This window comes from Serratia sp. K-E0102, assembly GCF_029962625.1.
In the GTDB taxonomy this organism is placed as follows: domain Bacteria; phylum Pseudomonadota; class Gammaproteobacteria; order Enterobacterales; family Enterobacteriaceae; genus Serratia; species Serratia sarumanii.
Window position 1 is genome coordinate 79953 of sequence record NZ_CP124754.1, and the last position, 25077, is coordinate 105029.

The window sequence follows — 25077 nt, forward strand, 5'->3', positions numbered from 1 at the left end:
ACATGAAAAGCACCGATACCGAACAACCCCACGCGAAGCATCTGCTGCAGCTCGATCAGCAGCTCTGTTTCGCGCTGTACTCCGCCAACCTGGCGCTGCACAAAGTTTATCGCAAGCTGTTGAGTCAGCTCGAACTCACCTACCCGCAATACCTGGTGATGATGGTGCTGTGGGAGCGCGATCGGGTGACGGTATCGGATATCGGCGAGCGGCTGTTCCTCGATTCTGCCACGCTGACGCCGCTGCTGAAGCGGTTGGAAACCGCCGGTTTGCTGGTGCGTTATCGCGCCACCGCCGACGAGCGGCAGGTGATCATTGCACTTACCGAAGCCGGCCGCGCGCTGCGCGAGCGGGCGCAATCGGTGCCCGAGGCGGTGATGTGCGCCACCGACTGCAGCCTGGACGAGATCGTCTCGCTCAAACAGCAGCTGGAAAAGCTGCGCGGCAGCCTGATCGATCAGATTTGACCCGCCGCCGCCGAACGCAAGAACGGCAGGGGTGGTCTACACTGGTTAATAAGCGTCAAAAATAAGTAGTGCGCGATTTAATCGCAAAAGATAAATATGTGACCGGCTTTACCTCGTGGAAGCCGTAGTCATCTCGCCAACCAGCAAGAAGGAATGAACGATGTCTATTGAGAAAGTGGTTTACCGCGCTCACGCCACCGCAACCGGCGGCCGCGACGGCCGTGCGACCTCCTCCGACGGCGTGTTGGACGTGAAACTGGGCGTGCCGAAAGAGATGGGCGGCGCCGGCGGTGAAGTCACCAACCCCGAGCAGCTGTTCGCCGCCGGTTACTCGGCCTGCTTCCTCGGCGCGTTGAAGTTTGTCGCGGCGAAAGAAAAGGTTAAAATCCCGGCCGAAGCGAAGATCGACGGCACCGTCGGCATCGGTGAAATCCCGAACGGCTTCGGCATCGAAGTGCAGCTGGATATCTCGCTGCCGGGCGTCGAGCGCAGCGTGGCGGAAGATTTGGTGAAAAAGGCGCACGTGGTGTGCCCATACTCCAACGCCACCCGCGGAAATATCGATGTGACTCTGAACGTTAAGTAAGATTTTTATCCTTATCGCGAAAAAAATGGAGGGTTTGACCCTCCATTTTCTTATCTGCCCCGCTTGAAAGCCGTTTGCAAAAAGCGTAAAAATTGCCCGTTTTGTGAGAATTCTCTTGATTATTACCCGCAAAATAACGCTTATTGCCGGTTGGCTGAACCAGAAGCCCTAATAAGTGTCTGACTGATCCAGAACCGCTACACCGTCCCCGGAGCCACCGCGTTACATGAACAAAGTTAAATCGCTATCACAGCAGAATTTATCGTTATTGTTAGCGATCTATATCGGTATATTTCTCAACCTGTCCGTTTTTTATCGTCGTTTTGATTCGCTGGCGCACGGCATTCAGGGGATTAAGGTGATTTCGGCGGTGACGGAAGTCATCGCTATCGTCCTGTTCACGTTCTTCATCATGCGGCTGGTATCGCTCGGCGGCCGGCTGTTTTATCGCATCGTCGCTTCGCTGCTGGTGTTGATTTCGGTTGCCGCCAGCTACTACATGACGTTTTTCAACGTAGTGATCGGCTACGGCATCGTGGTGTCGGTGATGACCACCGACATCGATCTGTCGAAAGAGGTGGTCGGCCTGCACTTCGTGCTGTGGATGGTGGCGCTCAGCGCCTTGCCGCTGCTGCTGATCTGGAAAAACAGCCTGCGTTACACCCTGATAGAACAGCTGAAAACCCCCGGTCATCGCATCAAGCCGCTGCTGGTCTTGCTGGCGGTGGTGGCGCTGGTCTGGCTGCCGCTGCGCATGCTGGACGACGAGCAGAGCGTGCAAGAGAAGCTCTCCAACGTCGATCTGCCGAGCTACGGCGGCGTGGTGGCGCACTCGTATCTGCCGTCCAACTGGCTGTCGGCGCTGGGGTTGTTTGCCTATACCCGCTATGACGAAAGCCAGGATCAGAGCACGATGTTCGATCCGGGCAAACACTTCACCTACGTACCGCCGGCGGATATCGACGACACCTACGTGGTGTTCATCATCGGCGAGACCACGCGCTGGGACCACATGGGCATGCTGGGCTATGAGCGCGATACCACGCCGCGGCTGTCTAAAGAGAAGAATCTGGTGGCGTTTCGCGGCGAGTCGTGCGACACCTCCACCAAGCTGTCGCTGCGCTGTATGTTCGTGCGCGAAGGCGGCACCGAAGACAACCCGCAGCGCACGCTGAAAGAGCAGAACGTGTTCGCGGTACTGAAGGATCTGGGCTTCTCTTCCGAGCTGTTCGCCATGCAGAGCGAGGTGTGGTTCTACAACAACACCGAGGTGAACAACTATTCGTTCCGCGAGATGATCGCGTCCGAGAAGCGCAACGACGGCAAGGCGGTCGACGATATGCTGTTGGTGGACGAAATGAAGGAGTCGCTGGCGCGCTATCCGAAGGGCAAACACCTGGTGATCCTGCATACCAAAGGCTCGCACTACCTGTACTCGCAGCGTTATCCGCGCAGCTATGCGCGCTATCAGCCGGAGTGCATGGGGGTGGACGATTCCTGCACCAAGGCGCAGCTGATCAACGCCTTCGACAATACGGTGCTGTATACCGACAGCTTTATCGCCAATGTGATAGACCAGGTGCGCGACAAGAAGGCCATCGTGTTCTATGCCGCCGATCACGGCGAATCGATCGGTGAAAACACGCACCTGCACGGTACGCCGCGCGAAATGGCGCCGCCGGAGCAGTTCCGCGTGCCGATGATCGTATGGGCGTCGGACAAATTCCTTGAGAACCCGCAGCACCTCAGCGCCTTTGAGCAGCTGCAGGCGCAGCAGCGCATCGGCAAAACGCATCGCCACGTCGAGCTGTTTGACACCATCCTCGGCTGCCTCGGCTACACGTCTCCCGATGGCGGCATCGTGGATAAAAACAACTGGTGCCATCTGCCGCAGGATAAAACGGCACCCGCTAGCCTGTAGTAACCCCTCCCGCCGGGTGCCTGCCTTGCGCACCCGGCAATTTCACCCAATACATTCTCTTCATCAATTATTCCGGTGTGTGCATACGGTATACTTGCGCACTTCCCCCTGTTAACCGGAGATTTCCATGACCCTGCGCGTGGCGTTTATCGACGATCATGACATTGTGCGTTCGGGCTTCGTGCAGCTGCTGTCGCTGGAGGCCGATATTCAGGTGGTGGGCGAGTTCAGCAGCGCAGCGCAGGCGCGCGCCGGCCTGCCGGGGCTGGAGGTGGACGTTTGCATCTGCGACATTTCGATGCCGGACGGCAGCGGGCTGGATCTGTTGGCGGACATTCCCTCCGGCATCCGCGTGGTGATGCTGTCGATGCACGATAACCCGGCGCTGGTGGAAATGGCGCTGGATCGCGGCGCCGGCGGCTTTCTCTCCAAGCGCTGCAAGCCGGAAGATTTGATCACCGCGGTGCGCACCGTCGCCGGCGGCGGCGTTTACCTGATGCCGGAAATCGCGCAGCAGCTGGCGCGGGTGAGGGTCGATCCGTTGACCCGCCGCGAGCGCGAGATCGCGCTGTTGCTGGCGCAGGGCCAGGAGGTGCGCGAGATCGCCGCCGCCTTGGGGCTGTCGCCGAAGACGGTGCATGTGCATCGCGCCAATTTGTTCGCCAAGCTGGGCATCAACAACAACGTCGAGCTGGCCAGACGGATGCTGAACCTGTGACGCAGCGCCTGATCACCCAGCTGGCGCTGTTTTTCATCTACGCCGCCAGCGCGTTTTGCCTGTGGGGCATCGGCACCGCGCTGATCGACCCGCCCTGGCAGGCGCTGCTGCTGTTCCCGTTCGGCCTGCGCATGGGTATTTTGCTGCAGAGCCCGTACCGTTTCTGGCCGGGGATCCTGCTGGCCGACCTGCTGCTGATGGCGCTGCTGGCGGACCAGTTCGGTTACGGCCCGGCGCTGTGGGCGTCGGTGGCGGTGCTGGTGTTGACGGTGCTGCTCAGCCTGCTGGCCTCGCCGTGGCTGTTGCGCCATCAGCAGAGCGACAGCGAATGGCGCTGGCCACTGTTGCAGGGCGCGGTGGTGGGCGCCGCCGCCTTGCTGCAGGCGCTGGTGTGGCAGCTGGTGAGCGGTGAAGGCGCCCGCGCGCTGCTGCTTGGCCTGACCGGCGGTTTTACCATCGCACCGACCTGCCTGCTGTTGTGGCACTATCTGGCGCGCCAAATCTGGGTGCCGCTGGAGCCGGGGCTGATCCACAAGCCGGTGGAGCTGCGTCTGGGCCATCTGGCCAGCTATCTGCTGCTGTTTGCGTTCAGCATCTGGCTGCAGCAGCAGGTGAACGCCGCCGAGCTGCGGCGTTTCGCGCCGTTCTGCCTGGCCATTCCTATCGTGTTCATGTCTTACCGCTACGGCTGGCAGGGCGCGCTGTTGGCGACGCTGCTCAACGGCGTGGCGCTGATGGTCAACGAGCCGCCGCAGCCGGAGTCGCACCGCGATCTGCTGTTGTCGCTGCTGGCCCAAAGCCTGACCGGGCTGCTGCTGGGCGCCGGCATTCAGCGCCAGCGCGAGCTGAATCAGCAGCTGAGGCTGCGGCTGGCGGAGAACCGCCAGCTGGCGCGGGCGCTGGTGACGGCGGAGGAGCAAACCCGGCGCGAGGTGGCGCGCGAGCTGCACGATGAGGTGGGGCAGACCATCACCGTGATCCGCACACAGGCCAGCATCGTCAAACGCCTGGCGCCGGAGCCGGCGGTGCTCGGCTGCGCCGACACCATCGATGCGTTGGCGCTGCGGGTCTACGACGGGGTGCATGATGTGCTGACTCAACTGTGGCCGGCGGCGCTGAACAACCTGCCGCTGTCGGCGGCGGTGGCGGCGATGCTGCGGGAGTCGCTGCCGCAGGACGCGTCGCTGGTGAGCAGCCTGCAGTGGCAGGTGCCGGACGAGCTGCTGGATGAAACGCTGAAAATCACGCTGTACCGGGTGTGCCAGGAAGGGGTGACCAATGTGTGCCGCCACGCCGGCGCCAGCCGCCTGGAGCTGGATGCGCGCCTGCAGCCGCGCAAAGGCGCCGCGCCGCAGATCGCCCTGACCATCCGCGACAACGGGGTGGGCTTCGATGCGGAAAACCATCAGCCGGGCTATGGCCTGCGCGGCATGCAGGAGCGCATCAGCGCCCTCGGCGGCAGCCTGCGGTTCACCGCTGAGGGGGGCGCCTGTTTGAGTGTGATCTTGCCCACAGTTTCGCCGGCGCAAACGCAAAACTAGGAAAAACTCCTAACCGCGTCGGGAATCCGGCGTAAGCCTCCCGCGCGCGCGCGGAGCATCATAGCGGCACTTTATTCAATCCTCTGAGGTTCCACATGTGGTCTTTCCTTAAAAGCCGCCCGGACGCGCCGCAGGTCACCGATCAACGGCAGATCGACGCCAGCTACAAATACTGGCGCATCCAGCTGATGTGCACCATGTACATCGGCTACGCCGCGTTTTACTTCACGCGCAAAAGTTTCAACTTCATCATGCCGGCGATGCTGAGCGATCTGGGCCTGACGATGTCCGACGTCGGCATCCTCGGCACGCTGTTCTACATTACCTACGGCTGCTCGAAATTCATCTCCGGCATGATCAGCGATCGCTCCAACCCGCGTTACTTTATGGGGCTGGGCCTGATCATGACCGGGGTGCTGAATATCTTCTTCGGCCTCAGTTCGTCGCTGCTGATGCTGGGCACGCTGTGGATCCTCAACGCCTTCTTCCAGGGCTGGGGCTGGCCGCCGTGCTCCAAAATCCTCACCAGCTGGTATTCGCGCTCCGAGCGCGGTGGCTGGTGGGCGATCTGGAACACCTCGCACAACGTCGGCGGCGCGCTGATCCCGCTGCTGGTGGGCTTTATCTCGCTGCACTTCAGCTGGCGTTACGGCATGATCATCCCCGGTATCATCGGCGTGGTGCTTGGCCTGCTGATGTGCTGGCGCCTGCGCGACAAGCCATCCACCCTGGGGCTGCCGAGCGTCGGCAAATGGCGCAACGACGCCATGGAGCTGGTGCAGGAATCGGAAGGCCAGGGGCTGAGCAACCGCGAGATCATCAAACGCTACGTGCTGACCAACAAGTACATCTGGCTGCTGGCGGTCTCTTACGTGCTAGTGTACATCGTGCGTACCGCGATCAACGACTGGGGCAACCTCTACCTGACGCAGGAAAAGGGCTATTCGCTGATGACCGCCAACTCGGCCATTTCGCTGTTTGAAGTGGGCGGCTTTATCGGTTCGCTGGTGGCCGGTTGGGGTTCCGACAAGTTGTTCCGCGGCAACCGTGGCCCGATGAACCTGATCTTCGCCATCGGTATCTTCCTGTCGGTGGCGGCGCTGTGGCTGATGCCGGGCGTGACCTACCTGCTGCAGGCCTGCTGCTTCTTCGCCATCGGTTTCTTCATCTTCGGCCCGCAGATGCTGATCGGCATGGCGGCGGCGGAGTGCTCGCACAAGGATGCGGCGGGCGCGGCGACCGGTTTTGTCGGCCTGTTCGCCTACCTGGGCGCGGCGCTGTCCGGCTACCCGATTGCGCGGGTGATGGAGATCTGGCAGTGGAACGGCTTCTTCGTGGTGATTTCCATCGCCGCCTGCCTGTCGGCGCTGTTCCTGCTGCCGTTCCTGCGCGCGCAGACGCCGGCGCTGAAACCGGCCAAAGCCTGAGCAAAATACGCTGCGCAGCCCCCGGCGCAGCGCATTATGGCGCTTTTATCACCACTTGAAATGCAGGGGCAAAAAAGTGATTGACGCCTATAACCGCCAGCAGTAAGATGCGCCCCGCATCGGCGAGTAGCGCAGCTTGGTAGCGCAACTGGTTTGGGACCAGTGGGTCGGAGGTTCGAATCCTCTCTCGCCGACCACCATTCGAAAAACCTGCTTTTTAAAGCAGGTTTTTTTCGCCCGTCGTTTATGAGGATGAGTACCTCCGCCGATATGGCCGGCTTCGCTTTATGGCGTGCCTCAATCTGCCGTCCTCGTGAAATATATTTATTCTTTACGCTTAATTAATTCACACTCCTTATTCCCTTTAGGTTCTTATTTCCATATTTAAATAAATTCATGCTTGCCGAATAAAACCCGGTTGATAGCGCTCTTGTTTTCACGCTTTTTTTACCTATAGTCTGAATGGACAACGCGGGATATGTTATTCCCGCCGCGTGGGAAATACCGTGATTATTTATTAACGTTAATCTTCGTGGATTATTGCGGAATCATTTCGCTCCGGCAATGCGTGGCGACGATTAACTCTTTTATGTTTATCCTCTCGGAATAAAGGAATCAGTTATGCGCAAATTTAATAAACCGCTGTTGGCGCTGGTGATCGGCAGCACGCTGTGTTCCGCGGCGCAGGCCGCCGCGCCGGGCAAGCCGACCATCGCCTGGGGCAACACCAAGTTCGCCATCGTCGAAGTCGATCAGGCGGCCACCGCTTATAATAATCTGGTGAAGGTAAAAAATGCCGCCGACGTTTCGGTCTCCTGGAATTTATGGAATGGCGACACCGGCACGACGGCAAAAATTTTATTAAATGGCAAAGAGGCGTGGAGCGGCCCTTCAACCGGCGCTTCCGGTACGGCGAATTTTAAAGTGAATAAAGGCGGCCGTTATCAAATGCAGGTGGCGTTGTGCAATGCCGACGGCTGCACCGCCAGCGACGCCACCGAAATTGTGGTGGCCGACACCGACGGCAGCCATTTGGCGCCGTTGAAAGAGCCGCTGCTGGAAAAGAATAAACCCTATAAACAGAATTCCGGCAAAGTGGTCGGCTCTTATTTCGTCGAGTGGGGCGTTTACGGGCGCAATTTCACCGTCGACAAGATCCCGGCGCAGAACCTGACCCATCTGCTGTACGGCTTTATCCCGATCTGCGGCGGCAACGGCATCAACGACAGCCTGAAAGAGATCGAAGGCAGCTTCCAGGCGTTGCAGCGCTCCTGCCAGGGCCGCGAGGACTTCAAAGTCTCGATTCACGATCCGTTCGCCGCGCTGCAAAAAGCGCAGAAGGGCGTGACCGCCTGGGATGACCCCTACAAGGGCAACTTCGGCCAGCTGATGGCGCTGAAGCAGGCGCATCCTGACCTGAAAATCCTGCCGTCGATCGGCGGCTGGACGCTGTCCGACCCGTTCTTCTTCATGGGCGACAAGGTGAAGCGCGATCGCTTCGTCGGTTCGGTGAAAGAGTTCCTGCAGACCTGGAAGTTCTTCGATGGCGTGGATATCGACTGGGAGTTCCCGGGCGGCAACGGTGCCAACCCGAACCTGGGCAGCCCGCAGGACGGGGAAACCTATGTGCTGTTGATGAAGGAGCTGCGGGCGATGCTGGATCAGCTGTCCGCGGAAACCGGCCGCAAGTATGAGCTGACCTCCGCCATCAGCGCCGGCAAGGACAAGATCGACAAGGTGGCTTACAACGTCGCGCAGAACTCGATGGATCACATCTTCCTGATGAGCTACGACTTCTACGGCGCCTTCGATCTGAAAAACCTGGGGCATCAGACCGCGCTGAATGCGCCGGCCTGGAAACCGGACACCGCCTACACCACGGTGAACGGCGTCAATGCGCTGCTGGCGCAGGGCGTCAAGCCGGGCAAGATCGTGGTCGGCACCGCCATGTATGGCCGCGGCTGGACCGGGGTGAACGGCTACCAGAACAACATTCCGTTCACCGGCACCGCCACCGGGCCGGTTAAAGGCACCTGGGAGAACGGCATCGTGGACTACCGCCAAATCGCCAGCCAGTTCATGAGCGGCGATTGGCAGTACACCTACGACGCCACGGCGGAAGCGCCTTACGTGTTCAAACCTTCCACCGGCGATCTGATCACCTTCGACGATGCCCGCTCGGTGCAGGCCAAGGGCAAGTACGTGTTGGATAAGCAGTTGGGCGGCCTGTTCTCCTGGGAGATCGACGCGGACAACGGCGATATTCTCAACAGCATGAACGCCAGCCTGGGCAACAGCGCCGGCGTTCAATAATCGGTTGCAGTGCGTTGCCGGGGGATATCCTTTCGCCCCCGGCTTTTTCGCCGCCGAAAGTTTTTTTACGCCGCACAGATTGTGGGCCTGCCCGGCGCAAAACGCGCTCATCGGACTCACCCTTTTGGGTAATCCTTCAGCATTTCCTCCTGTCTTTAACGGCGATCACAAAAATAACCGTTCAGATATTCATCATTCAGCAACAAAGTTTTGGCGTTTTTTAACGGAGTTAAAAACCAGTAAGTTTGTGAGGGTCAGACCAATGCGCTGAAAATGTCCGCTTAGCATAAATTTTCATGCTGGAAGTGTTAACAAAAGGTTTTTTTTATGTTTGTTTGCTGTTTCTCACAGTCTGCGTAAATCCCCACTGGTTATATTGACGACACCCCAAACAGTTGGCAACTTGATAGCCTCAGGGGTAAGAGCGAGAGTTGTTTGAGTGAATTCCACGCGCTCAGACGTCCCCGCCGCGATGCGTTCCATCCGGCATTCTCTCCTCGTACACCTTCTGCCTTCGGGCGCCGATCGCACAGGCCACGCAATAAAAAATACAGGTCTGGCGGCAATGACACACATCACATCACACAATGGAGCACTAACGATGACACGTTCCTTGGGTAAATCGGGGGTTCTGAAATTCGGCATTGGGCTGATCGCGCTGACCGTGGCGGCCAGCGTACAGGCCAAGACGTTGGTTTACTGTTCTGAAGGTTCCCCGGAAGGGTTCAACCCGCAGCTGTTTACCTCCGGCACCACCTACGACGCCAGCTCGGTACCGATCTACAACCGCCTGGTCGAATTCAAAATCGGCACCACCGAACTGCAGCCGGGCCTGGCTGAGAAGTGGGACGTCAGCGAAGACGGCAAAACCTACACCTTCCACCTGCGCAAAGGCGTGAAGTGGCAGAGCAGCAAAGACTTCAAACCGACGCGCGATTTCAACGCCGACGACGTGGTGTTCTCCTTTGAACGCCAGTTGGATGCGAACAACGCCTATCACAAAGTGTCCGGCGGCAGCTACGAATACTTTGAAGGCATGGACATGCCTAAGCTGATCGCCAAGATTGAAAAAGTGGACGACAACACCGTGCGCTTCGTGCTGAACCGCCCGGAAGCGCCGTTCCTGGCTGACCTGGGCATGGACTTCGCGTCCATCCTGTCCGCCGAATACGCCGACGTGATGATGAAAGCCGGCACGCCGGAGAAGGTCGACCTGAACCCGATCGGCACCGGCCCGTTCCAGCTGCTGCAATACCAGAAAGACTCCAAGATCCTGTACAAGGCATTCGACGGTTTCTGGGGCACCAAGCCGAAGATCGATCGCCTGGTGTTCTCCATCACGCCTGACGCCTCCGTGCGCTACGCCAAACTGCAGAAAAACGAATGTCAGGTGATGCCGTACCCGAACCCGGCCGATATCGCCCGCATGAAGCAAGACAAGTCCATCAACCTGATGGAGCAGCCGGGCTTGAACGTGGGCTACCTGTCGTTCAACGTCGAGAAAAAACCGCTGGATAACCTGAAGGTGCGTCAGGCGTTGACCATGGCGGTCAACAAGCAGGCGATCATCGACGCGGTTTATCAGGGCGCGGGCCAGGCGGCCAAGAACCTGATCCCGCCGACCATGTGGGGCTATAACGACGCGGTGCAGGATTACGCTTACGATCCGGCCAAGGCGAAAGAGCTGCTGAAAGAAGCGGGCATGGCCGACGGTTTCAGCATCGACCTGTGGGCGATGCCGGTACAGCGTCCTTACAACCCGAACGCGCGCCGCATGGCGGAAATGATCCAGGCCGACTGGGCCAAGATCGGCGTGAAAGCCAAAATCGTGACCTATGAGTGGGGTGAATACCTCAAGCGCGCCAAAGCGGGCGAGCACCAGACGGTGATGATGGGCTGGACCGGCGACAACGGGGATCCGGACAACTTCTTCGCCACGCTGTTCAGCTGCGCGGCGGCGAAAGACGGCTCCAACTACTCCCGCTGGTGCTACAAGCCGTTTGAAGATCTGATTCAACCGGCGCGCGCCGAATCCAACCACGACAAGCGCATCGAACTGTACAAGCAGGCGCAGGTGGTGATGCACGATCAGGCTCCGGCGCTGATTGTCGCACACTCCACCGTGTACGAGCCTGTGCGTAAGGAAGTGAAAGGCTACGTCGTGGATCCGCTCGGTAAGCATCACTTCGAGAATGTCTCTGTAGACTGATTTCGACCGCTTTACCGGAGACGCACGAATGGACTTGCAGGGGCGCAACAGGTTTGCGCCCCTGCTGACCAGTCTCCGGCGTATGGCCGTCGAATCGTTCAAAGGCATGTGAGCGTTAATAAGCCTGGCGGACGATGAGCTGCCGGGCATTGATACAGAGAGTTCGGGATATGTTGCAGTTCATACTCCGACGTTTGGGGTTAGTTATCCCAACGTTTATCGGCATTACATTGCTGACTTTTGCATTCGTCCATATGATCCCCGGCGACCCGGTGACCATCATGGCCGGGGAACGCGGTATCTCCGCCGAGCGCCACGCGCAGCTGATGGCGGAAATGGGGCTGGACAAGCCGCTCTATCAACAATATTTCTCCTACGTGTCCAACGTGCTGCAAGGCGATCTGGGCACCTCCCTCAAAAGCCGCATCTCCGTCTGGAGCGAGTTCGTTCCGCGCTTTCAGGCCACGCTGGAACTGGGCATTTGCGCGATGATCTTCGCGGTGCTGGTAGGCATCCCGGTCGGGGTGCTGGCGGCGGTCAAACGCGGCTCGGTCTTTGACCATACCGCGGTGGGTATCTCGCTGACCGGCTATTCGATGCCGATTTTCTGGTGGGGCATGATGCTGATCATGCTGGTGTCGGTGCAGCTTAACCTGACGCCGGTGTCGGGGCGCATCAGCGACACGGTCTTCCTCGACGACAGCCAGCCGCTGACCGGCTTCATGCTGATAGACACCCTGATCTGGGGCGAGCCGGGCGACTTCGTCGACGCGGTGATGCACATGATCCTGCCGGCCATCGTGCTGGGCACCATTCCGCTGGCGGTGATCGTGCGCATGACCCGTTCCTCGATGCTGGAGGTGTTGGGCGAAGACTACATCCGCACCGCGCGCGCCAAGGGCGTGAGCCGCATGCGGGTGATCGTTGTTCACGCGCTGCGCAACGCGCTGCTGCCGGTGGTGACGGTGATCGGGCTGCAGGTCGGCACCATGCTGGCCGGCGCCATTCTGACCGAAACCATCTTCTCCTGGCCGGGGCTGGGCCGCTGGCTGATCGACGCGCTGCAGCGCCGCGACTACCCGGTGGTGCAGGGCGGGGTGTTGCTGGTCGCCTGTATGATCATTCTGGTTAACCTGCTGGTAGACGTGCTCTACGGCGTGGTCAACCCGCGTATTCGCCACAAGAAATAAGGGGCGCTCTCATGTCTCAAATCACTGAGTCTGCAGTTAAAGGTGCGCCGAAGCCGATGACCCCGTTTCAGGAGTTCTGGCACTATTTCAAGCGCAATAAAGGGGCCGTGGTCGGCCTGGTGTATATCGTTCTGATGCTGGTGATCGCGCTCGGCGCCGGCGTGCTGGCGCCGCATGCGCCGGCGGACCAGTTCCGCGACGCGCTGCTCAAGCCGCCGGTGTGGCAAGAGGGCGGCAGCTGGCAATATATCCTCGGCACCGACGACGTGGGCCGCGACGTGCTGTCGCGCCTGATGTACGGTGCGCGCCTGTCGCTGCTGGTCGGCTGCCTGGTGGTGGTGCTGTCGCTGATCATGGGCGTGATATTCGGCCTGCTGGCCGGTTACTTCGGCGGCGTGGTGGACGCGATTATCATGCGCGTCGTCGACATCATGCTGGCCCTGCCGAGCCTGCTGCTGGCGCTGGTGCTGGTGGCGGTATTCGGGCCGTCGATCGTCAACGCCTCGCTGGCGCTGACCTTCGTCGCCCTGCCGCACTATGTGCGTCTGACGCGCGCAGCGGTGCTGGTGGAGGTGAACCGCGACTACGTCACCGCTTCGCGGGTGGCGGGCGCCGGCGCGCTGCGCCAGATGTTCGTCAATATTCTGCCTAACTGCCTGGCGCCTTTGATCGTGCAGGCTTCTCTCGGTTTCTCGAACGCCATTCTGGACATGGCCGCTCTCGGCTTTCTGGGCATGGGCGCGCAGCCGCCGACGCCGGAGTGGGGCACCATGCTCTCCGACGTGCTGCAGTTCGCGCAAAGCGCCTGGTGGGTGGTGACCTTCCCCGGCGTGGCGATCCTGCTGACGGTGCTGGCATTCAACCTGATGGGGGACGGTTTGCGTGACGCTCTCGACCCCAAACTCAAGCAGTAACAGAGGACGAGAGAGATGGCGTTATTGAATGTAGACAAGCTTTCGGTGCACTTCGGTGACGAAGGCACCCCGTTCCGCGCGGTAGACCGCATCAGTTACAGCGTGGAGCAAGGTCAGGTGGTCGGCATCGTCGGTGAATCCGGCTCCGGCAAATCCGTCAGCTCGCTGGCGATCATGGGCCTGATCGATTTCCCCGGCAAGGTGATGGCCGACAAGCTGGAGTTCAACGGCCAGGATCTGCGCAAGATCTCCGAAAAAGAGCGCCGCCAGCTGGTGGGCTCCGAAGTGGCGATGATCTTCCAGGATCCGATGACCAGCCTGAACCCGTGCTATACCGTCGGTTATCAGATCATGGAGGCGCTGAAGGTGCACCAGGGCGGCAACCGCCGCACTCGCCGCCAGCGCGCTATCGACCTGCTGACCCAGGTGGGCATTCCCGATCCGGCCTCGCGGCTGGACGTGTACCCGCACCAGCTTTCCGGCGGCATGAGCCAGCGCGTGATGATCGCCATGGCCATCGCCTGTCGGCCGAAGCTGCTGATCGCCGATGAGCCGACGACCGCGCTCGACGTGACCATCCAGGCGCAGATCATCGAACTGCTGCTGGACCTGCAGCAGCGCGAAAACATGGCGCTGCTGCTGATCACCCACGATCTGGCGCTGGTGGCGGAAGCTGCGCACCACATCATCGTGATGTACGCCGGCCAGGTGGTGGAATCCGGCAAGGCGGCGGAGATTTTCCGCGCCCCGCGCCACCCGTACACCCAGGCGCTGCTGCGCGCGCTGCCGGAGTTCGCCGCCGACAAGGCGAGGCTGGCTTCGCTGCCGGGCGTGGTGCCGGGCAAATACGATCGCCCGACCGGCTGCCTGCTCAACCCGCGTTGTCCCTACGCCAACGAGCGCTGCCGCAACGAGGAGCCGGAGCTGCGCAGCATTCCCGGCCGTCAGGTTAAATGTCACACACCGCTGGATGATGCGGGGAGGCCGACCGTATGAGCCAGAATCAACCTTTACTGCAGGCAATTGACCTGAAGAAGCATTACCCGGTGAAAAAGGGCCTGTTCGCGCCGGAGCGGCTGGTCAAGGCGCTGGACGGCGTCTCCTTCACCCTGGAGCGCGGCAAAACGCTGGCGGTGGTCGGTGAGTCGGGCTGCGGCAAATCGACGCTCGGCCGCCTGCTGACGATGATCGAAGTGCCGACCGGCGGCGAGCTGTACTACCAGGGGCAGGATCTGCTGAAGCCGGACGCCTCTGCCGAGAAGCTGCGCCGCCAGAAGATCCAAATCGTGTTCCAGAATCCTTACGGATCGCTCAACCCGCGCAAGAAGGTCGGGCAGATCCTCGAGGAGCCGCTGTTGATCAATACCTCGCTCAGCGCCGCCGAACGGCGGGAAAAAGCGCTGGAGATGATGGCGAAGGTCGGCTTGAAGACTGAGCATTACGACCGCTACCCGCACATGTTTTCCGGCGGCCAGCGTCAGCGTATCGCCATCGCCCGCGGGCTGATGCTGAACCCGGACGTGGTGATCGCCGATGAGCCGGTGTCGGCGCTGGACGTGTCGGTGCGCGCTCAGGTGCTGAACCTGATGATGGATCTGCAGCAGGATCTGGGGCTGTCCTATGTGTTCATCTCGCACGATCTGTCGGTGGTGGAGCACATCGCCGACGAGGTGATGGTGATGTACCTCGGCCGCTGCGTGGAAAAGGGCAGCAAAGAGGCGATCTTCAACAATCCGCGCCATCCGTACACTCAGGCGCTGCTGTCGGCGACGCCGCGATTGAATCCGGATATGCGCCGCGAGCGCATCAAGCTGACCGGCGAGCTGCCCAGCCCGATGAATCCGCCGCCGGGCTGTGCGTTCAATGCCCGCTGCCGCCGCGCCTTCGGCACCTGCGTTCAGCTGCAGCCGCAGCTCAAACAGTACGGTGAGCAGATGGTGGCCTGCTTTGCGGTCGATCAGGACGAACATCCGGGGGCGTGAAGCGCCGGATTTTCCTGTCTAAACCAAACGCCGGCACAGCGCCGGCGTTTTTTATTATTCAATCAAAGGGTTGGTCAGTAGACGATCGTGACAACCCGTCTTTTAAATTATGCTCTTAACGTCATTCTGACAAAACGTTATATTTTTAAGAATCTTCGCACGATAATAATAATCGAATAAGAGAATTCAACGGGTTGCTGTTAATAAGTTTATTTCGGCCGATAGCGTTCGCCATTTTTATTATAAAAACCCAATAAAAAAGCACGCCGACGGCGTGCTTTGGGTGAATGAGGCTGCGCTTATTGCGGATAAGGCACCCAGTCGCCGCCGTTCAGGCGAATGTAGGGCTTGCCCTGATACAGCATCACGATGGCGTTGTCGTTTTCGGAGATGACCGGGGTCTGCGGCAGCCCCTGGGTCAGCGCCTGCCAGTCGACGCTGGGTTCGCTGAAGACCTTGCCGTCCACCAGACGCGACACCAGTTCAGACAGCGCCAGATAGCTGCTCGGCGTTTTGATCTGCAGCGGGCTGCCCTGATGCGGCGCCTTCATGCCCACCAGTTTGATGCCGACCGGCGTATGAGTGATATTCGGGCTGGGAATGTCGCGCAGGCCGGACATCTGCATCTTGTCGCCCACCAACGCCGCGCCGTGTTCCGGCACGATCACCACCACCACTTTGCGGCCGGATTTCTCCAACTGATCGAGGAAGGTGTTCAGCTGATCGAACAGCTTCTGTGCGCGCGGCGGGTAGTCGGCGCTCTTGTTGGAGCCGACGAAGCGGTTGCCGTCGTGCAGCGGGATGACGTTGAAGAAGGTGGCGGTGCGGCCGTCACCGCCTTTTTGCTGCTGATCCAGCCAACGGGTCAGCAATTCGAGATCGTTATAAATCGGCTCGCCGTCGAACGACGTCAGCTCGTTGCCGATGCCGGCCTGCGACATCAGCGGCGCCTGCATGTCGCCCTGTTCACGCAGCTCTTTCAGGAAGTTGCCGAACACCCCGGAGTGATCGAGCATCAGCTGTTCCTTGAAGCCGAGCTTCGCCAGGTTGTCGAACAGGTAACACTGCTGGTTCACCGGCTGATACAGATCGCGATGCGAAAGCTGGCCGCAGCTGGCGCGCAGCAAACGGATGGCCGCCGGGCCGCTGTAGGCGGTGGCCGAGTTGAAGTTGTCGAACATGATGTCCATCTTCGACCACAGCGGGTGATTTTGCAGGTTGACCGCGTCCATATCGGCCCAGGCTAGCGAACAGATGTTGATCACCAGCAGATCGAACGGCTGGGCATCGGCGGGCAAGCTGGCCGGGAACGCGGTGGTGCGGCCTTTTTCTCGCTCGTAGAACTGGTTCAGGTAGGCCGTCAGGTTGGCGCTGGTCGGCGGCAGGCTGTCTGCCGGCGCAGCATCCCCCGCCGCCGGCGCAGACGTGGCCGGCGTATTGGCGCCGCCGGCCGCGGCCGTGGAGGTCGCGGGCAGCAGCGAGACTGCCGGTCCGGCGATGTTGACGATATTGAGCCACACCAGCGCCGCCACGGTGAACACCGTGACGCGCACCCACTGCGCGACGAACAGGTAGGCGATAAACAGCACGAAGGCCGCGCCGATCATTTGCCAGTTGATAAAGCGGCCGATCAGCTCCAGCAGGTACTGGGCGCTGAAGCCGGCCAGCTGCGAACCCTGGCTGAGAATGCTGTTGATGCCCGGCAGCCAGGTGTCGTGGTAGAACAACGCGATGCCGATCGGAATGGCGAGGTAATGGCGCCAGCGATGCAGGCGCTGCGACGGGATCGGCATCAGCAGAAACGCCATGAACACCAGGTTCGGCAGCGCGTGGAAGTTCAGGTAGCCGAACCACAGCAGGGCGAATTTGGCCAGAAAGTACAGGTTCCAGCCGCCCAGTCCGCGCCAGTAGCGCCATAGAGCGTTATCGGATTGCGTCTTCGAGTTTGGATTCATGGCTGCTTCTTACGTTTAATCTGAGATGAGGAGCCTGTGCGCACCCACAAACCGGCGGATTTCAAATAGCGCGGCGATAACAACAGGTTTTGCCAGTATTGACGCAAATGCGGAAAACGCCGGTGAAAGGCGTAGCCCAGCGGGATGAAGATCAGCGCGCACAGCAGGATCAGTTGCACGATGTCGTTAAGGTTCAGCATGCGGTTCCTCCTGCGGGCCGAGCGTCAGCGTGAAGGCGACCGGCTGCCGCCGTTCTGCGGGCGCCTCGGCCGCCGTCTCGCGGGGGCGCGGCGCGGCGCCGGCAGTGCCGGTGGCCGAAATCTGCCAGCGCCCCTGGGCCATACGTTTGATTTCCGAAATGATATCGACGTCCTGATGCCACACCACCCGGTTGCTGAAGGCTTCATCCACCGGCAGGCGGAAGATGAACCTCAGCGCGGTATCCAGATCGTTGATGCGGCAGGTGGAGAGAAACAGCACCAGCCGCCCCTGCACCACGGTCATCACGTCGCCGAAGCGCCGCAGGTGGCACAGGGTCATCGCCTGTTCGGCGCGCAGGCCGGTGGCCGGCCGCAGCGCCACCATCACGCCTTTGCCGTCCTCGGGCAGCAGCGTGTTGCCCATCAGCGAAAGCACCGCCTGGCTGAACGGTTCCGGCCGCATATAGCCTTTAAGCTGCAGCGGGCGCAAACCGGCCAGCAGCGCATCGATGTCGGCGGGCACATGGCGCGAGAAGCGCTGCCCCTGGATGCCCTCGAGCATGGTCAGAAAACGCGACAGCGGCGCGACGTGCGGCACGATCAGGTTGGCGCCGCAGGCCAGCAGCAGCCGCTCGTCGCTGTAGCGCAGGCTGGCGCTCATCTCGCGCACCGCGATTTTCAGGCCGTTGCCGCGGCTGCGGCGCAGGGTGTGGATCTGGTGCGCCAGGTGATCGATTTGGTCGCTTTGGTACAGCGCGAAAATCAACGTCGCCGAGAGTCTCAGCATGCCGTGCTGCGCCAGTTCGTCGTTGCTCTCCAGCAGCTGCCAGTTGGCGGACAGCGGCGGCGCGCCTTCCAGGATGCTGCGCTCGGCCAGATACAGGCCTTCATCGCTGCGCAAGGCGGTGGGGGAGGGTTGGCTGTTTTCATCCTCACCCTGCCAGCCGCCTTCCGCGGCGTACAGCGTCAGCAGCTGATTGGCGTTGATGCCGTTTTCGGTGCTCCACCAGTTCACCAGATATTGCGCGCTGTCCTGTTGCCATTGCAGGCTGGACAGGCCGTTCAGGATGCGATGCTGCGCGCTGAGCTGCCCTTTGAGCTTATTGATGCCGCCGCCGTGGCTGAGAATCAACAGCGTGCAGCCCTGTCGCCGCAGCCAGGCGGCGAGGGCGCGCGTCCACTCGCGCAGCTCTTCGGTGGTGAAGGTTTGCCACAGGCTGGCGTGGGCCAGCAGGATAAGTAAGCGATTTTGCGGCCGCAGGGCGCGCATCAGATCGTCGCTCAGCTGCGTCAGCGCGGCTTTTTTCTCCGGTAATTGATACAGCGGCAGCTTCTGCAACGCGGGCGAAGCCAGCTCGGCCAACAGGCGGTCGGGTTTGTCGCCGCTGCAGATCAGGGCGACTTTGCGGGTGGCCGGCTGGGCGGCAATGACCTGGCGACACAGCAGCGCGGCGTCGCTTTGCCTGTCGATATTGATCCAATAAAGCCCGGGGGCCTGCATCACCGACAGCTCTTCCCAAATCTGCCGAATGCCTAGAGAAAAAGAGTGCGCCATAGGATGTGTTCTACTTTCGTTGAAAGCCGACTAAAGGCGTTTATATATAAAGATAGCCATTTTTACTCTGGCAATAACAAATCTCCTACGCTCTGCAACAATATTTGTTGAGAATCATCTTATTGCCTCTCTCTTTTTGTATCGTTGCTATAGTTAATTAACATAGCCTATTTTCGCCAAGGCGGAAGAATGAATAACGCACCCACCCATTTTCGTGCAGCGGCGCCTGGGGAGAGCCAGGATGACCTGCAGGCGCTCAGCCAAGCTTTTTCATTGCCGAAATTAAGCTATGTCGATATTTCCCGGCAGGAGCGGTTAACGCAAATGATGACGCGCTGGCCACTGTTGGCCGAATTGGCGCAGACCACGGGGAGCCATTGATCTATGCCGGTGATCGCGCTGCAAGGGTTGCGGGGTGGAATGGGGACGACGTCGGTCACGGCGGCGCTCGCCTGGGCGTTGCAGCAGCTGGGTGAGTCGGTGTTGGCGATCGATTTCACGCCGGATAATCTGCTGCGCCTGCATTTCAACACGCCGTTCGAGCTGGCGCGCGGCTGGGCTCGCGCGGAGCGGGATGGCGGCGGCTGGCAGGAAGGCGCGCTGCGTTATTGTGAAAACCTCGACTTTCTGCCCTTTGGCTGCCTGAATGCGGCGGAACGGCTGGAAGTGCAGCGTCAGTGTCGGGAGCAGCCGGAACGCTGGCGCGACAATGTGCGCCAACTGATCGCCGGCGATCCGCAGCGCTGGATCCTGCTGGATGTCCCGGTTGGGGACGGCGTGCTGGCGCAGCAGGCGCTGCAGCTTGCCGACTGTGTGTTCATGCTGTTGAACCCCGACGCCAATTGCCAGGTGCGGCTCCATCAGCAGACACTGCCGAACGACTGCCGTTTCCTGGTCAATCACTACTCCTCCGCCAGCCAGCTGCAGCAGGATCTGCATCAGCTGTGGCTGCAAACGCTGAGCGGCCTGTTGCCGGTGGTGATCCACCGCGACGAAGCGTTGGCGGAAGCGCTGGCGGTCAAACAGCCGTTGGGTGAGTACCGCCCCGAGAGCCTGGCGGCGGATGAAGTGCTGACGCTGGCCAACTGGTGCCTGATCAATCTCAAACGGGGCGTTGCGCCATGAGCCGGGTATTGAGCCTGCTGCTGGTGCCGCCGGTGCGTCAGGCGGTGCAGACGCGCTACCGCGGCTATCGCCGCAATGGCGCATCGGCGCTGACCGCCTTTTTCGCCACGCTGCTGGTGGCGTTGGGCTGGCTGCTGCTGCGCTTCGAGTCGCCGGCCTGGCAGCGCGTGCGTACCGGCCGCGCTTACTGGTTCCCGCATCTGTCCGCCGAACGCCCGCGCCCGGCGGATGCGCTGCGTTATCTGCTGCAAGGGCTGTGGCTGCTGCTGTTTCGCAGCGGCCGCGCGCCGGTGCAGCGCGACTATTTCGCCGGTTGGCGCCGCCTGCAGCAGCGCTATGCCGACTGGCTGCAGGGCCTGCCGCAGCGGCTGAAGAACGCCGGCGTGGAACAGCGCTCGGTGGAGCGCCTCGGCCGCATGAACCGCGGCATGCGGCGCGCGCTGTTTATTCTGGTCAGCGTGCTGGCGGCGATCCTCGCCATGCTGTGCATCTCGCAACCGTTCGATCTGCCGGCGCAGTTCGTGTTCGTCCTGCTGCTGTGGGGGATCGCGATGGTGGTGCGCCGGGTGCCGGGGCGTTTGCCCGCGCTGATGCTGATCGTGCTGTCGCTGACCGTCTCCTGTCGCTACCTGTGGTGGCGCTATACCGCCACGCTGAACTGGGACGACCCGCTAAGCCTGGTGTGCGGCCTGTTGCTGCTGGTGGCGGAAACCTACGCCTGGGTGGTGCTGGTGCTGGGCTATTTCCAGACCATCTGGCCGCTTAACCGCCAGCCGGTGCCGCTGCCCGCCGATAGCGCCACCTGGCCGACCATCGATCTGATGGTGCCGACCTACAACGAAGATCTCGGGGTGGTGAAGCCCACCATCTACGCGGCGCTGGGCATCGACTGGCCGAAAGAGAAGGTGAATATCTATATCCTCGATGACGGCAACCGCCCTGAATTCCGGGCGTTCGCCGCCGAAGTGGGGGTGAAATACATCGCCAGGCCGACCCACGAACACGCCAAGGCCGGCAACATCAATAACGCGCTGAAGCAGGCCACCGGCGAGTTCGTGGCGATTTTCGACTGCGACCACGTGCCGACGCGATCCTTCCTGCAGCTGACCATGGGCTGGTTCTTCAAAGACAAAAAGCTGGCGATGCTGCAAACCCCGCACCACTTCTTCTCGCCGGATCCGTTCGAGCGCAACCTCGGCCGCTTCCGTCAGACGCCCAACGAAGGCACCTTGTTCTACGGGCTGGTGCAGGACGGCAACGACATGTGGGATGCGACCTTCTTCTGCGGCTCTTGCGCCATTCTGCGCCGCAGCGCGCTGGACGAAATCGGCGGCATCGCGGTGGAAACCGTCACCGAAGACGCCCACACCTCGCTGCGCTTGCACCGGCGCGGGCACACCTCGGCCTATATCCGCATTCCGCAGGCCGCCGGGCTGGCGACCGAGAGCCTGTCGGCGCACATCGGCCAGCGCATTCGCTGGGCGCGCGGCATGGTGCAGATCTTCCGGCTGGACAACCCGCTGCTGGGCAAGGGGCTGAAACTGGCGCAGCGCCTGTGCTACGCCAACGCCATGCTGCACTTCCTGTCGGGCATTCCGCGGCTGATCTTCCTCACCGCGCCGCTGGCGTTTTTGCTGCTGCATGCTTACATCATCTTCGCGCCGGCGCTGGCGATCGCGCTTTACGTGCTGCCGCACATGATCCACGCCAGCCTGACCAACTCGCGTATCCAGGGGAAATACCGCCATTCGTTCTGGAGCGAAATCTATGAAACGGTGCTGGCCTGGTATATCGCGCGGCCGACGACGGTGGCGCTGTTCAATCCGCACAAGGGCAAATTCAACGTCACCGCCAAGGGCGGGCTGGTGGAGGAGGAGCACGTCGACTGGGTGATCACCCGGCCTTACATGTTCCTGGTGATCCTGAACCTGGCCGGGCTGGCGTTCGGCGTCTGGCGCTTGGCCTATGGCCCGACGGACGAGGTGATGACGGTGATCATCAGCCTGGTGTGGGTGCTGTACAACATGACGATTCTCGGCGGTGCGGTGGCGGTGGCGGTGGAGGCCAAGCAGGTGCGTCAGGCGCACCGCGTGGAAATCGCCATGCCGGCGGCGATCGCGCGCGCCGACGGCCATCTGTATCCCTGCACGCTGCGCGATTACTCCGACGGCGGCGTGGGCATTGAGATGCGGGTGGAAAACGCGTTGAAAGACGGCGACAAGCTCTCGCTGCTGCTCAAGCGCGGCCAGCAGGAGTACAGCTTCCCCTGCGTGGTGACGCGCGCCTTCGGCAACAAGGTGGGGGTACGCCTGGTCGACCTCTCCACCCGCGAACACATCGATTTCATTCAGTGCACCTTCGCCCGCGCCGATACCTGGGCGCTGTGGCAGGACGGGTTCCCCGAAGACCGGCCGATCGAAAGCCTGCGCGACGTGCTGGCGCTGGGCTTCCGGGGGTATGTGCGCATGGCGGACTACGCGCCGCCGCTGGTGCGCGGTCTGCTGGTCGGGGTCACCTCGCTGACCGCCTGGGTCGTGTCGTTTATTCCGCGCGGCGTCGGCAGGGATCCGACCTTGGGTCAACAAGAAACAGTGGGTTAGCTGCGAGTTCAACCGCCCGCTCACTCGCCCGGTGAACAGGCTCCAACATTGATGATGATACGATGACGAGAAAAATAACCTGGTTAACTGCTCTGGCCTTAGGCATCAGCACCCTGTCGCAGGCCGAAACCGCCACCGCGCCGACCGTGGCGGCCCAGCCGCCGATTGCCGCGGCGGCCGATACGGCGATCGCGCCACCGCTGGCCGCCGCGCCGCAGGATCCGAATGCGCCGGTGCGCGACGTGTCGCTGCCGTTTGCGCAGATAGCGCCGCCGCCGGGCACCTTTGTTCTGCGCGGCACCCGGCCGGACGGGCAGATCGAATTCGGCGTGCGCAGCGACGAGGTGGTCTCGCAGGCGATGCTCGATATGGAGTTTACGCCGTCGCCGGCGCTGATCCCGGTGGAGTCGCACGTCAAGGTCTACCTGAACGACGAGCTGATGGGCGTGACCACGATCGCCAAGGAGCAGCTGGGCAAGCCCAATCGCATCCAGATGGCGATCGATCCGCGTTATATCACCGATTTTAACCGCGTTCGGCTGGTGTTCGTCGGCCATTATCAAAATATCTGCGAAAACCCGGCCAGCACCTCGCTGTGGCTCGACGTCAGCAAGTCCAGCGCGCTGAAGCTGCGTTTCCAGACGCTGCCGGTGAAAAACGAGCTGTCGCACTTCCCTGAGCCGTTCTTCGACAGCCGCGATAATCGGCCGCTGACGCTGCCGATGGTGTTCGCCGGCCAGCCGGATCTCGCTCAGCAGCGTGCGGCGGGCATTCTGGCGTCCTGGTTCGGCAGCAAGGGGCAGTGGCGCGGGCAATCCTTCCCGACGCTGTACAACGCGCTGCCGACGCAGCACGCGGTGGTGTTCGCCACCAACTCGCAGCGCCCGGATTTCCTGCGCGATTATCCGGCGGTCAACGGCCCGACGGTGGAGATGATCAGCCACCCGGACAATCCGTACGTCAAACTGCTGTTGATTCAGGGGCGTGACGACAACGATTTGATCACCGCGGTGAAGGGCATCGCGCAGGGCAACATCCTGTTCCGCGGCCAGAACGTAACGGTGGACAAGGTGGAACAGCTGGCGCCGCGCCAGCCGTACGACGCGCCGAACTGGGTGCGCACCGATCGGCCGATGACCTTCGCCGAGCTGCAGCAGTACGCCGAGCAGCTGCAAACCAGCGGCATCGAGCCCGGCCCGATTTCGCTGACCATGAACCTGCCGCCGGATCTGTTCCTGATCCGCAGCACCGGCATCGACATGCACCTGAAATACCGTTACACCGCGCCGCGCATTCAGGACGGTTCGCGGCTGAGCGTCAGCCTGAACAACCAGTTCGTGCAGGCTTACTCGCTGGTGCCGGAGCACGAGCAGGGCGCGCAGCTGCTGCGCCTGCCGTTGACTCAGGGGCTGCTCGATTCCGACAAGAACGTCAATATCCCGGCGTTGCGGCTGGGGGCCACCAACCAGCTGCGCTTTGACTTCGACTACACCACGCTGCTGGCCAGCGGCGCGGAAGGGCGCTGTGAAACCTACTCCTTCACGCAAAACCACGCGGTGATCGACGGCGCGTCCACCATCGATTTCTCCGGCTACCGCCACTTTATGGCGATGCCGGATCTGCGCGCCTTCGCCAACGCCGGCTTCCCGTTCAGCCGCCTGGCGGATCTGTCGCAAACGCTGGTGTTGGTGAATCAGAAACCGCAGCCGGCGCAGGTCAGCGCGCTGCTGAACGCGCTGGGCGTGATCGGCGCGCAAACCGGCTACCCGGCGCTGGCCTTCACGCTGAGCGATGACTGGTCGCAGGCCAAGGATCGCGACGACGATATCCTGATGGTCGGCACCATTCCGCCGGAGCTGCGCGACGACAAGAAAATCAGCCTGCTGGTGGACGCGACCCAAAGCTGGGTGAAACAGCCGACGCGGCAGCCGCCGCTGCCCAGCGCGGAAGCGCTGGCGGAGGATACCCGGCCGGACAGCAAGACCGCCGTCAGCTCCGAGGGGGCGATGTCGGCGATCATTGGCGTGCAGTCGCCGTTCAACGACCAGCGCAGCATCGTGGCGCTGTTGGCGGACAGCCCGCGCGGCTATGAGCTGCTGAACAATGCCCTGCTGGACAGCGGCAAGCGCGCCGCGGTATTCGGCTCGGTGGCGGTGATCCGCGAATCGGGGGTCAACAGCCTACGCGTCGGCGATATTTACTATGTCGGCCACCTGCCGTGGTGGGAGCGGCTGTGGTATGCCCTCTCTACCCATCCGGTGCTGCTGGCGGTGATCGCGGTGGTGCTGGTGGTGATCCTGGGGCTGATGCTGTGGCGTGGCCTGAAGGCCTTCAGCCGGCGTCGTCTGGCGCCTGAAGATCGGGGTTGACGGCG

Annotated in this window: 19 protein-coding genes and 1 tRNA gene; 17 read left to right on the forward strand and 3 right to left on the reverse strand. The window is 61.4% G+C overall.

The window, feature by feature from the left end:
- Positions 1–2 precede the first annotated feature (2 nt).
- From SSARUM2_RS00365 to dppF, 13 genes are all read left to right on the forward strand, one after another.
- Positions 3–467 carry a MarR family transcriptional regulator gene (locus SSARUM2_RS00365; RefSeq protein WP_041037249.1) on the forward strand — a complete coding sequence of 155 codons (465 nt, stop codon included), beginning with the start codon at positions 3–5 and terminating at the stop codon, positions 465–467.
- 160 nt (positions 468–627) lie between these two features.
- Complete coding sequence (locus tag SSARUM2_RS00370; protein WP_016929533.1) at positions 628–1053, forward strand: organic hydroperoxide resistance protein; 426 nt, start codon at positions 628–630, stop codon at positions 1051–1053.
- Between the two features lie 226 nt (positions 1054–1279).
- Entirely contained in the window at positions 1280–2974 is a 1695-nt protein-coding gene (eptB, locus tag SSARUM2_RS00375; RefSeq protein ID WP_033650007.1) for a kdo(2)-lipid A phosphoethanolamine 7''-transferase, read from the forward strand.
- Between the two features lie 127 nt (positions 2975–3101).
- Positions 3102–3692: a transcriptional regulator UhpA gene (gene uhpA / locus SSARUM2_RS00380; RefSeq protein ID WP_049235495.1), complete on the forward strand. Its 591-nt coding sequence runs from the start codon at positions 3102–3104 to the stop codon at positions 3690–3692.
- Positions 3689–5233, forward strand: a complete 1545-nt coding sequence (uhpB, locus tag SSARUM2_RS00385) for a signal transduction histidine-protein kinase/phosphatase UhpB (protein ID WP_060439299.1) — start codon at positions 3689–3691, stop codon at positions 5231–5233. The genes uhpA and uhpB overlap by 4 nt, the downstream gene beginning before the upstream one ends.
- Positions 5234–5328: 95 nt before the next feature.
- The gene (locus SSARUM2_RS00390) at positions 5329–6660 is read left to right on the forward strand and encodes an MFS transporter (RefSeq protein ID WP_033650009.1); all 1332 of its coding nucleotides are present in this window, start codon (positions 5329–5331) and stop codon (positions 6658–6660) included.
- A gap of 120 nt (positions 6661–6780) precedes the next feature.
- Positions 6781–6857: transfer RNA gene (locus SSARUM2_RS00395), tRNA-Pro, on the forward strand.
- Between the two features lie 424 nt (positions 6858–7281).
- Positions 7282–8973: a glycosyl hydrolase family 18 protein gene (locus SSARUM2_RS00400; protein WP_033653995.1), complete on the forward strand. Its 1692-nt coding sequence runs from the start codon at positions 7282–7284 to the stop codon at positions 8971–8973.
- A gap of 601 nt (positions 8974–9574) precedes the next feature.
- Positions 9575–11182, forward strand: coding sequence for a dipeptide ABC transporter periplasmic-binding protein DppA (gene dppA / locus SSARUM2_RS00405; protein ID WP_019452584.1), 1608 nt, complete (start codon positions 9575–9577; stop codon positions 11180–11182).
- 170 nt (positions 11183–11352) lie between these two features.
- Positions 11353–12372: a dipeptide ABC transporter permease DppB gene (gene dppB / locus SSARUM2_RS00410; RefSeq protein ID WP_033636611.1), complete on the forward strand. Its 1020-nt coding sequence runs from the start codon at positions 11353–11355 to the stop codon at positions 12370–12372.
- A gap of 11 nt (positions 12373–12383) precedes the next feature.
- Entirely contained in the window at positions 12384–13286 is a 903-nt protein-coding gene (dppC, locus tag SSARUM2_RS00415) for a dipeptide ABC transporter permease DppC (protein ID WP_025304838.1), read from the forward strand.
- Positions 13287–13301: 15 nt separating this feature from the next.
- Positions 13302–14282, forward strand: coding sequence for a dipeptide ABC transporter ATP-binding protein (dppD, locus tag SSARUM2_RS00420; RefSeq protein ID WP_004934132.1), 981 nt, complete (start codon positions 13302–13304; stop codon positions 14280–14282).
- Positions 14279–15268 carry a dipeptide ABC transporter ATP-binding subunit DppF gene (dppF, locus tag SSARUM2_RS00425; protein ID WP_033636613.1) on the forward strand — a complete coding sequence of 330 codons (990 nt, stop codon included), beginning with the start codon at positions 14279–14281 and terminating at the stop codon, positions 15266–15268. Before dppD ends, dppF begins: the two co-directional genes overlap by 4 nt.
- A gap of 299 nt (positions 15269–15567) precedes the next feature.
- On the opposite strand, the gene bcsG is transcribed toward dppF, so the two are convergent.
- Genes bcsG through bcsE form a run of 3 tightly spaced genes read right to left on the reverse strand, consistent with a single transcriptional unit; the run spans position 15568 to position 18978 of the window.
- Positions 15568–17223: a cellulose biosynthesis protein BcsG gene (gene bcsG / locus SSARUM2_RS00430; protein WP_033649883.1), complete on the reverse strand. Its 1656-nt coding sequence runs from the start codon at positions 17221–17223 to the stop codon at positions 15568–15570.
- Entirely contained in the window at positions 17220–17423 is a 204-nt protein-coding gene (gene bcsF / locus SSARUM2_RS00435) for a cellulose biosynthesis protein BcsF (protein ID WP_004934139.1), read from the reverse strand. Before bcsF ends, bcsG begins: the two co-directional genes overlap by 4 nt.
- Positions 17410–18978, reverse strand: coding sequence for a cellulose biosynthesis protein BcsE (gene bcsE / locus SSARUM2_RS00440; RefSeq protein WP_033649882.1), 1569 nt, complete (start codon positions 18976–18978; stop codon positions 17410–17412). Before bcsE ends, bcsF begins: the two co-directional genes overlap by 14 nt.
- Before the next feature lie 189 nt (positions 18979–19167).
- On the opposite strand from bcsE, the gene bcsR reads away from it, so the two are divergent.
- From bcsR to bcsB, 4 genes are all read left to right on the forward strand, one after another.
- Positions 19168–19359 carry a cellulose biosynthesis protein BcsR gene (gene bcsR / locus SSARUM2_RS00445; RefSeq protein WP_033649881.1) on the forward strand — a complete coding sequence of 64 codons (192 nt, stop codon included), beginning with the start codon at positions 19168–19170 and terminating at the stop codon, positions 19357–19359.
- A gap of 3 nt (positions 19360–19362) precedes the next feature.
- A complete protein-coding gene (gene bcsQ, locus SSARUM2_RS00450) occupies positions 19363–20103 on the forward strand; it encodes a cellulose biosynthesis protein BcsQ (RefSeq protein WP_049233737.1) in 741 nt (246 codons plus the stop codon).
- Positions 20100–22703 (forward strand): UDP-forming cellulose synthase catalytic subunit, encoded by a 2604-nt coding sequence (gene bcsA, locus SSARUM2_RS00455; protein ID WP_049233739.1) that lies wholly within the window; start codon positions 20100–20102, stop codon positions 22701–22703. The genes bcsQ and bcsA overlap by 4 nt, the downstream gene beginning before the upstream one ends.
- Positions 22704–22765: 62 nt before the next feature.
- Complete coding sequence (gene bcsB / locus SSARUM2_RS00460) at positions 22766–25072, forward strand: cellulose biosynthesis cyclic di-GMP-binding regulatory protein BcsB (protein WP_049233741.1); 2307 nt, start codon at positions 22766–22768, stop codon at positions 25070–25072.
- The last annotated feature ends 5 nt before the right edge of the window (positions 25073–25077 follow it).

Excerpts from the sequence above, each read along its gene's own strand:
- SSARUM2_RS00365 (WP_041037249.1), top strand. The coding sequence starts at position 3 with ATGAAAAGCACCGATACCGAACAACCCCACGCGAAGCATCTGCTGCAG.
- SSARUM2_RS00370 (WP_016929533.1), top strand. The coding sequence starts at position 628 with ATGTCTATTGAGAAAGTGGTTTACCGCGCTCACGCCACCGCAACCGGC.
- eptB (WP_033650007.1), top strand. The coding sequence starts at position 1,280 with ATGAACAAAGTTAAATCGCTATCACAGCAGAATTTATCGTTATTGTTA.
- uhpA (WP_049235495.1), top strand. The coding sequence starts at position 3,102 with ATGACCCTGCGCGTGGCGTTTATCGACGATCATGACATTGTGCGTTCG.
- SSARUM2_RS00390 (WP_033650009.1), top strand. The coding sequence starts at position 5,329 with ATGTGGTCTTTCCTTAAAAGCCGCCCGGACGCGCCGCAGGTCACCGAT.
- SSARUM2_RS00400 (WP_033653995.1), top strand. The coding sequence starts at position 7,282 with ATGCGCAAATTTAATAAACCGCTGTTGGCGCTGGTGATCGGCAGCACG.
- dppA (WP_019452584.1), top strand. The coding sequence starts at position 9,575 with ATGACACGTTCCTTGGGTAAATCGGGGGTTCTGAAATTCGGCATTGGG.
- dppB (WP_033636611.1), top strand. The coding sequence starts at position 11,353 with ATGTTGCAGTTCATACTCCGACGTTTGGGGTTAGTTATCCCAACGTTT.
- dppC (WP_025304838.1), top strand. The coding sequence starts at position 12,384 with ATGTCTCAAATCACTGAGTCTGCAGTTAAAGGTGCGCCGAAGCCGATG.
- dppD (WP_004934132.1), top strand. The coding sequence starts at position 13,302 with ATGGCGTTATTGAATGTAGACAAGCTTTCGGTGCACTTCGGTGACGAA.
- dppF (WP_033636613.1), top strand. The coding sequence starts at position 14,279 with ATGAGCCAGAATCAACCTTTACTGCAGGCAATTGACCTGAAGAAGCAT.
- bcsG (WP_033649883.1), bottom strand. The coding sequence starts at position 17,223 with ATGAATCCAAACTCGAAGACGCAATCCGATAACGCTCTATGGCGCTAC.
- bcsF (WP_004934139.1), bottom strand. The coding sequence starts at position 17,423 with ATGCTGAACCTTAACGACATCGTGCAACTGATCCTGCTGTGCGCGCTG.
- bcsE (WP_033649882.1), bottom strand. The coding sequence starts at position 18,978 with ATGGCGCACTCTTTTTCTCTAGGCATTCGGCAGATTTGGGAAGAGCTG.
- bcsR (WP_033649881.1), top strand. The coding sequence starts at position 19,168 with ATGAATAACGCACCCACCCATTTTCGTGCAGCGGCGCCTGGGGAGAGC.
- bcsQ (WP_049233737.1), top strand. The coding sequence starts at position 19,363 with ATGCCGGTGATCGCGCTGCAAGGGTTGCGGGGTGGAATGGGGACGACG.
- bcsA (WP_049233739.1), top strand. The coding sequence starts at position 20,100 with ATGAGCCGGGTATTGAGCCTGCTGCTGGTGCCGCCGGTGCGTCAGGCG.
- bcsB (WP_049233741.1), top strand. The coding sequence starts at position 22,766 with ATGACGAGAAAAATAACCTGGTTAACTGCTCTGGCCTTAGGCATCAGC.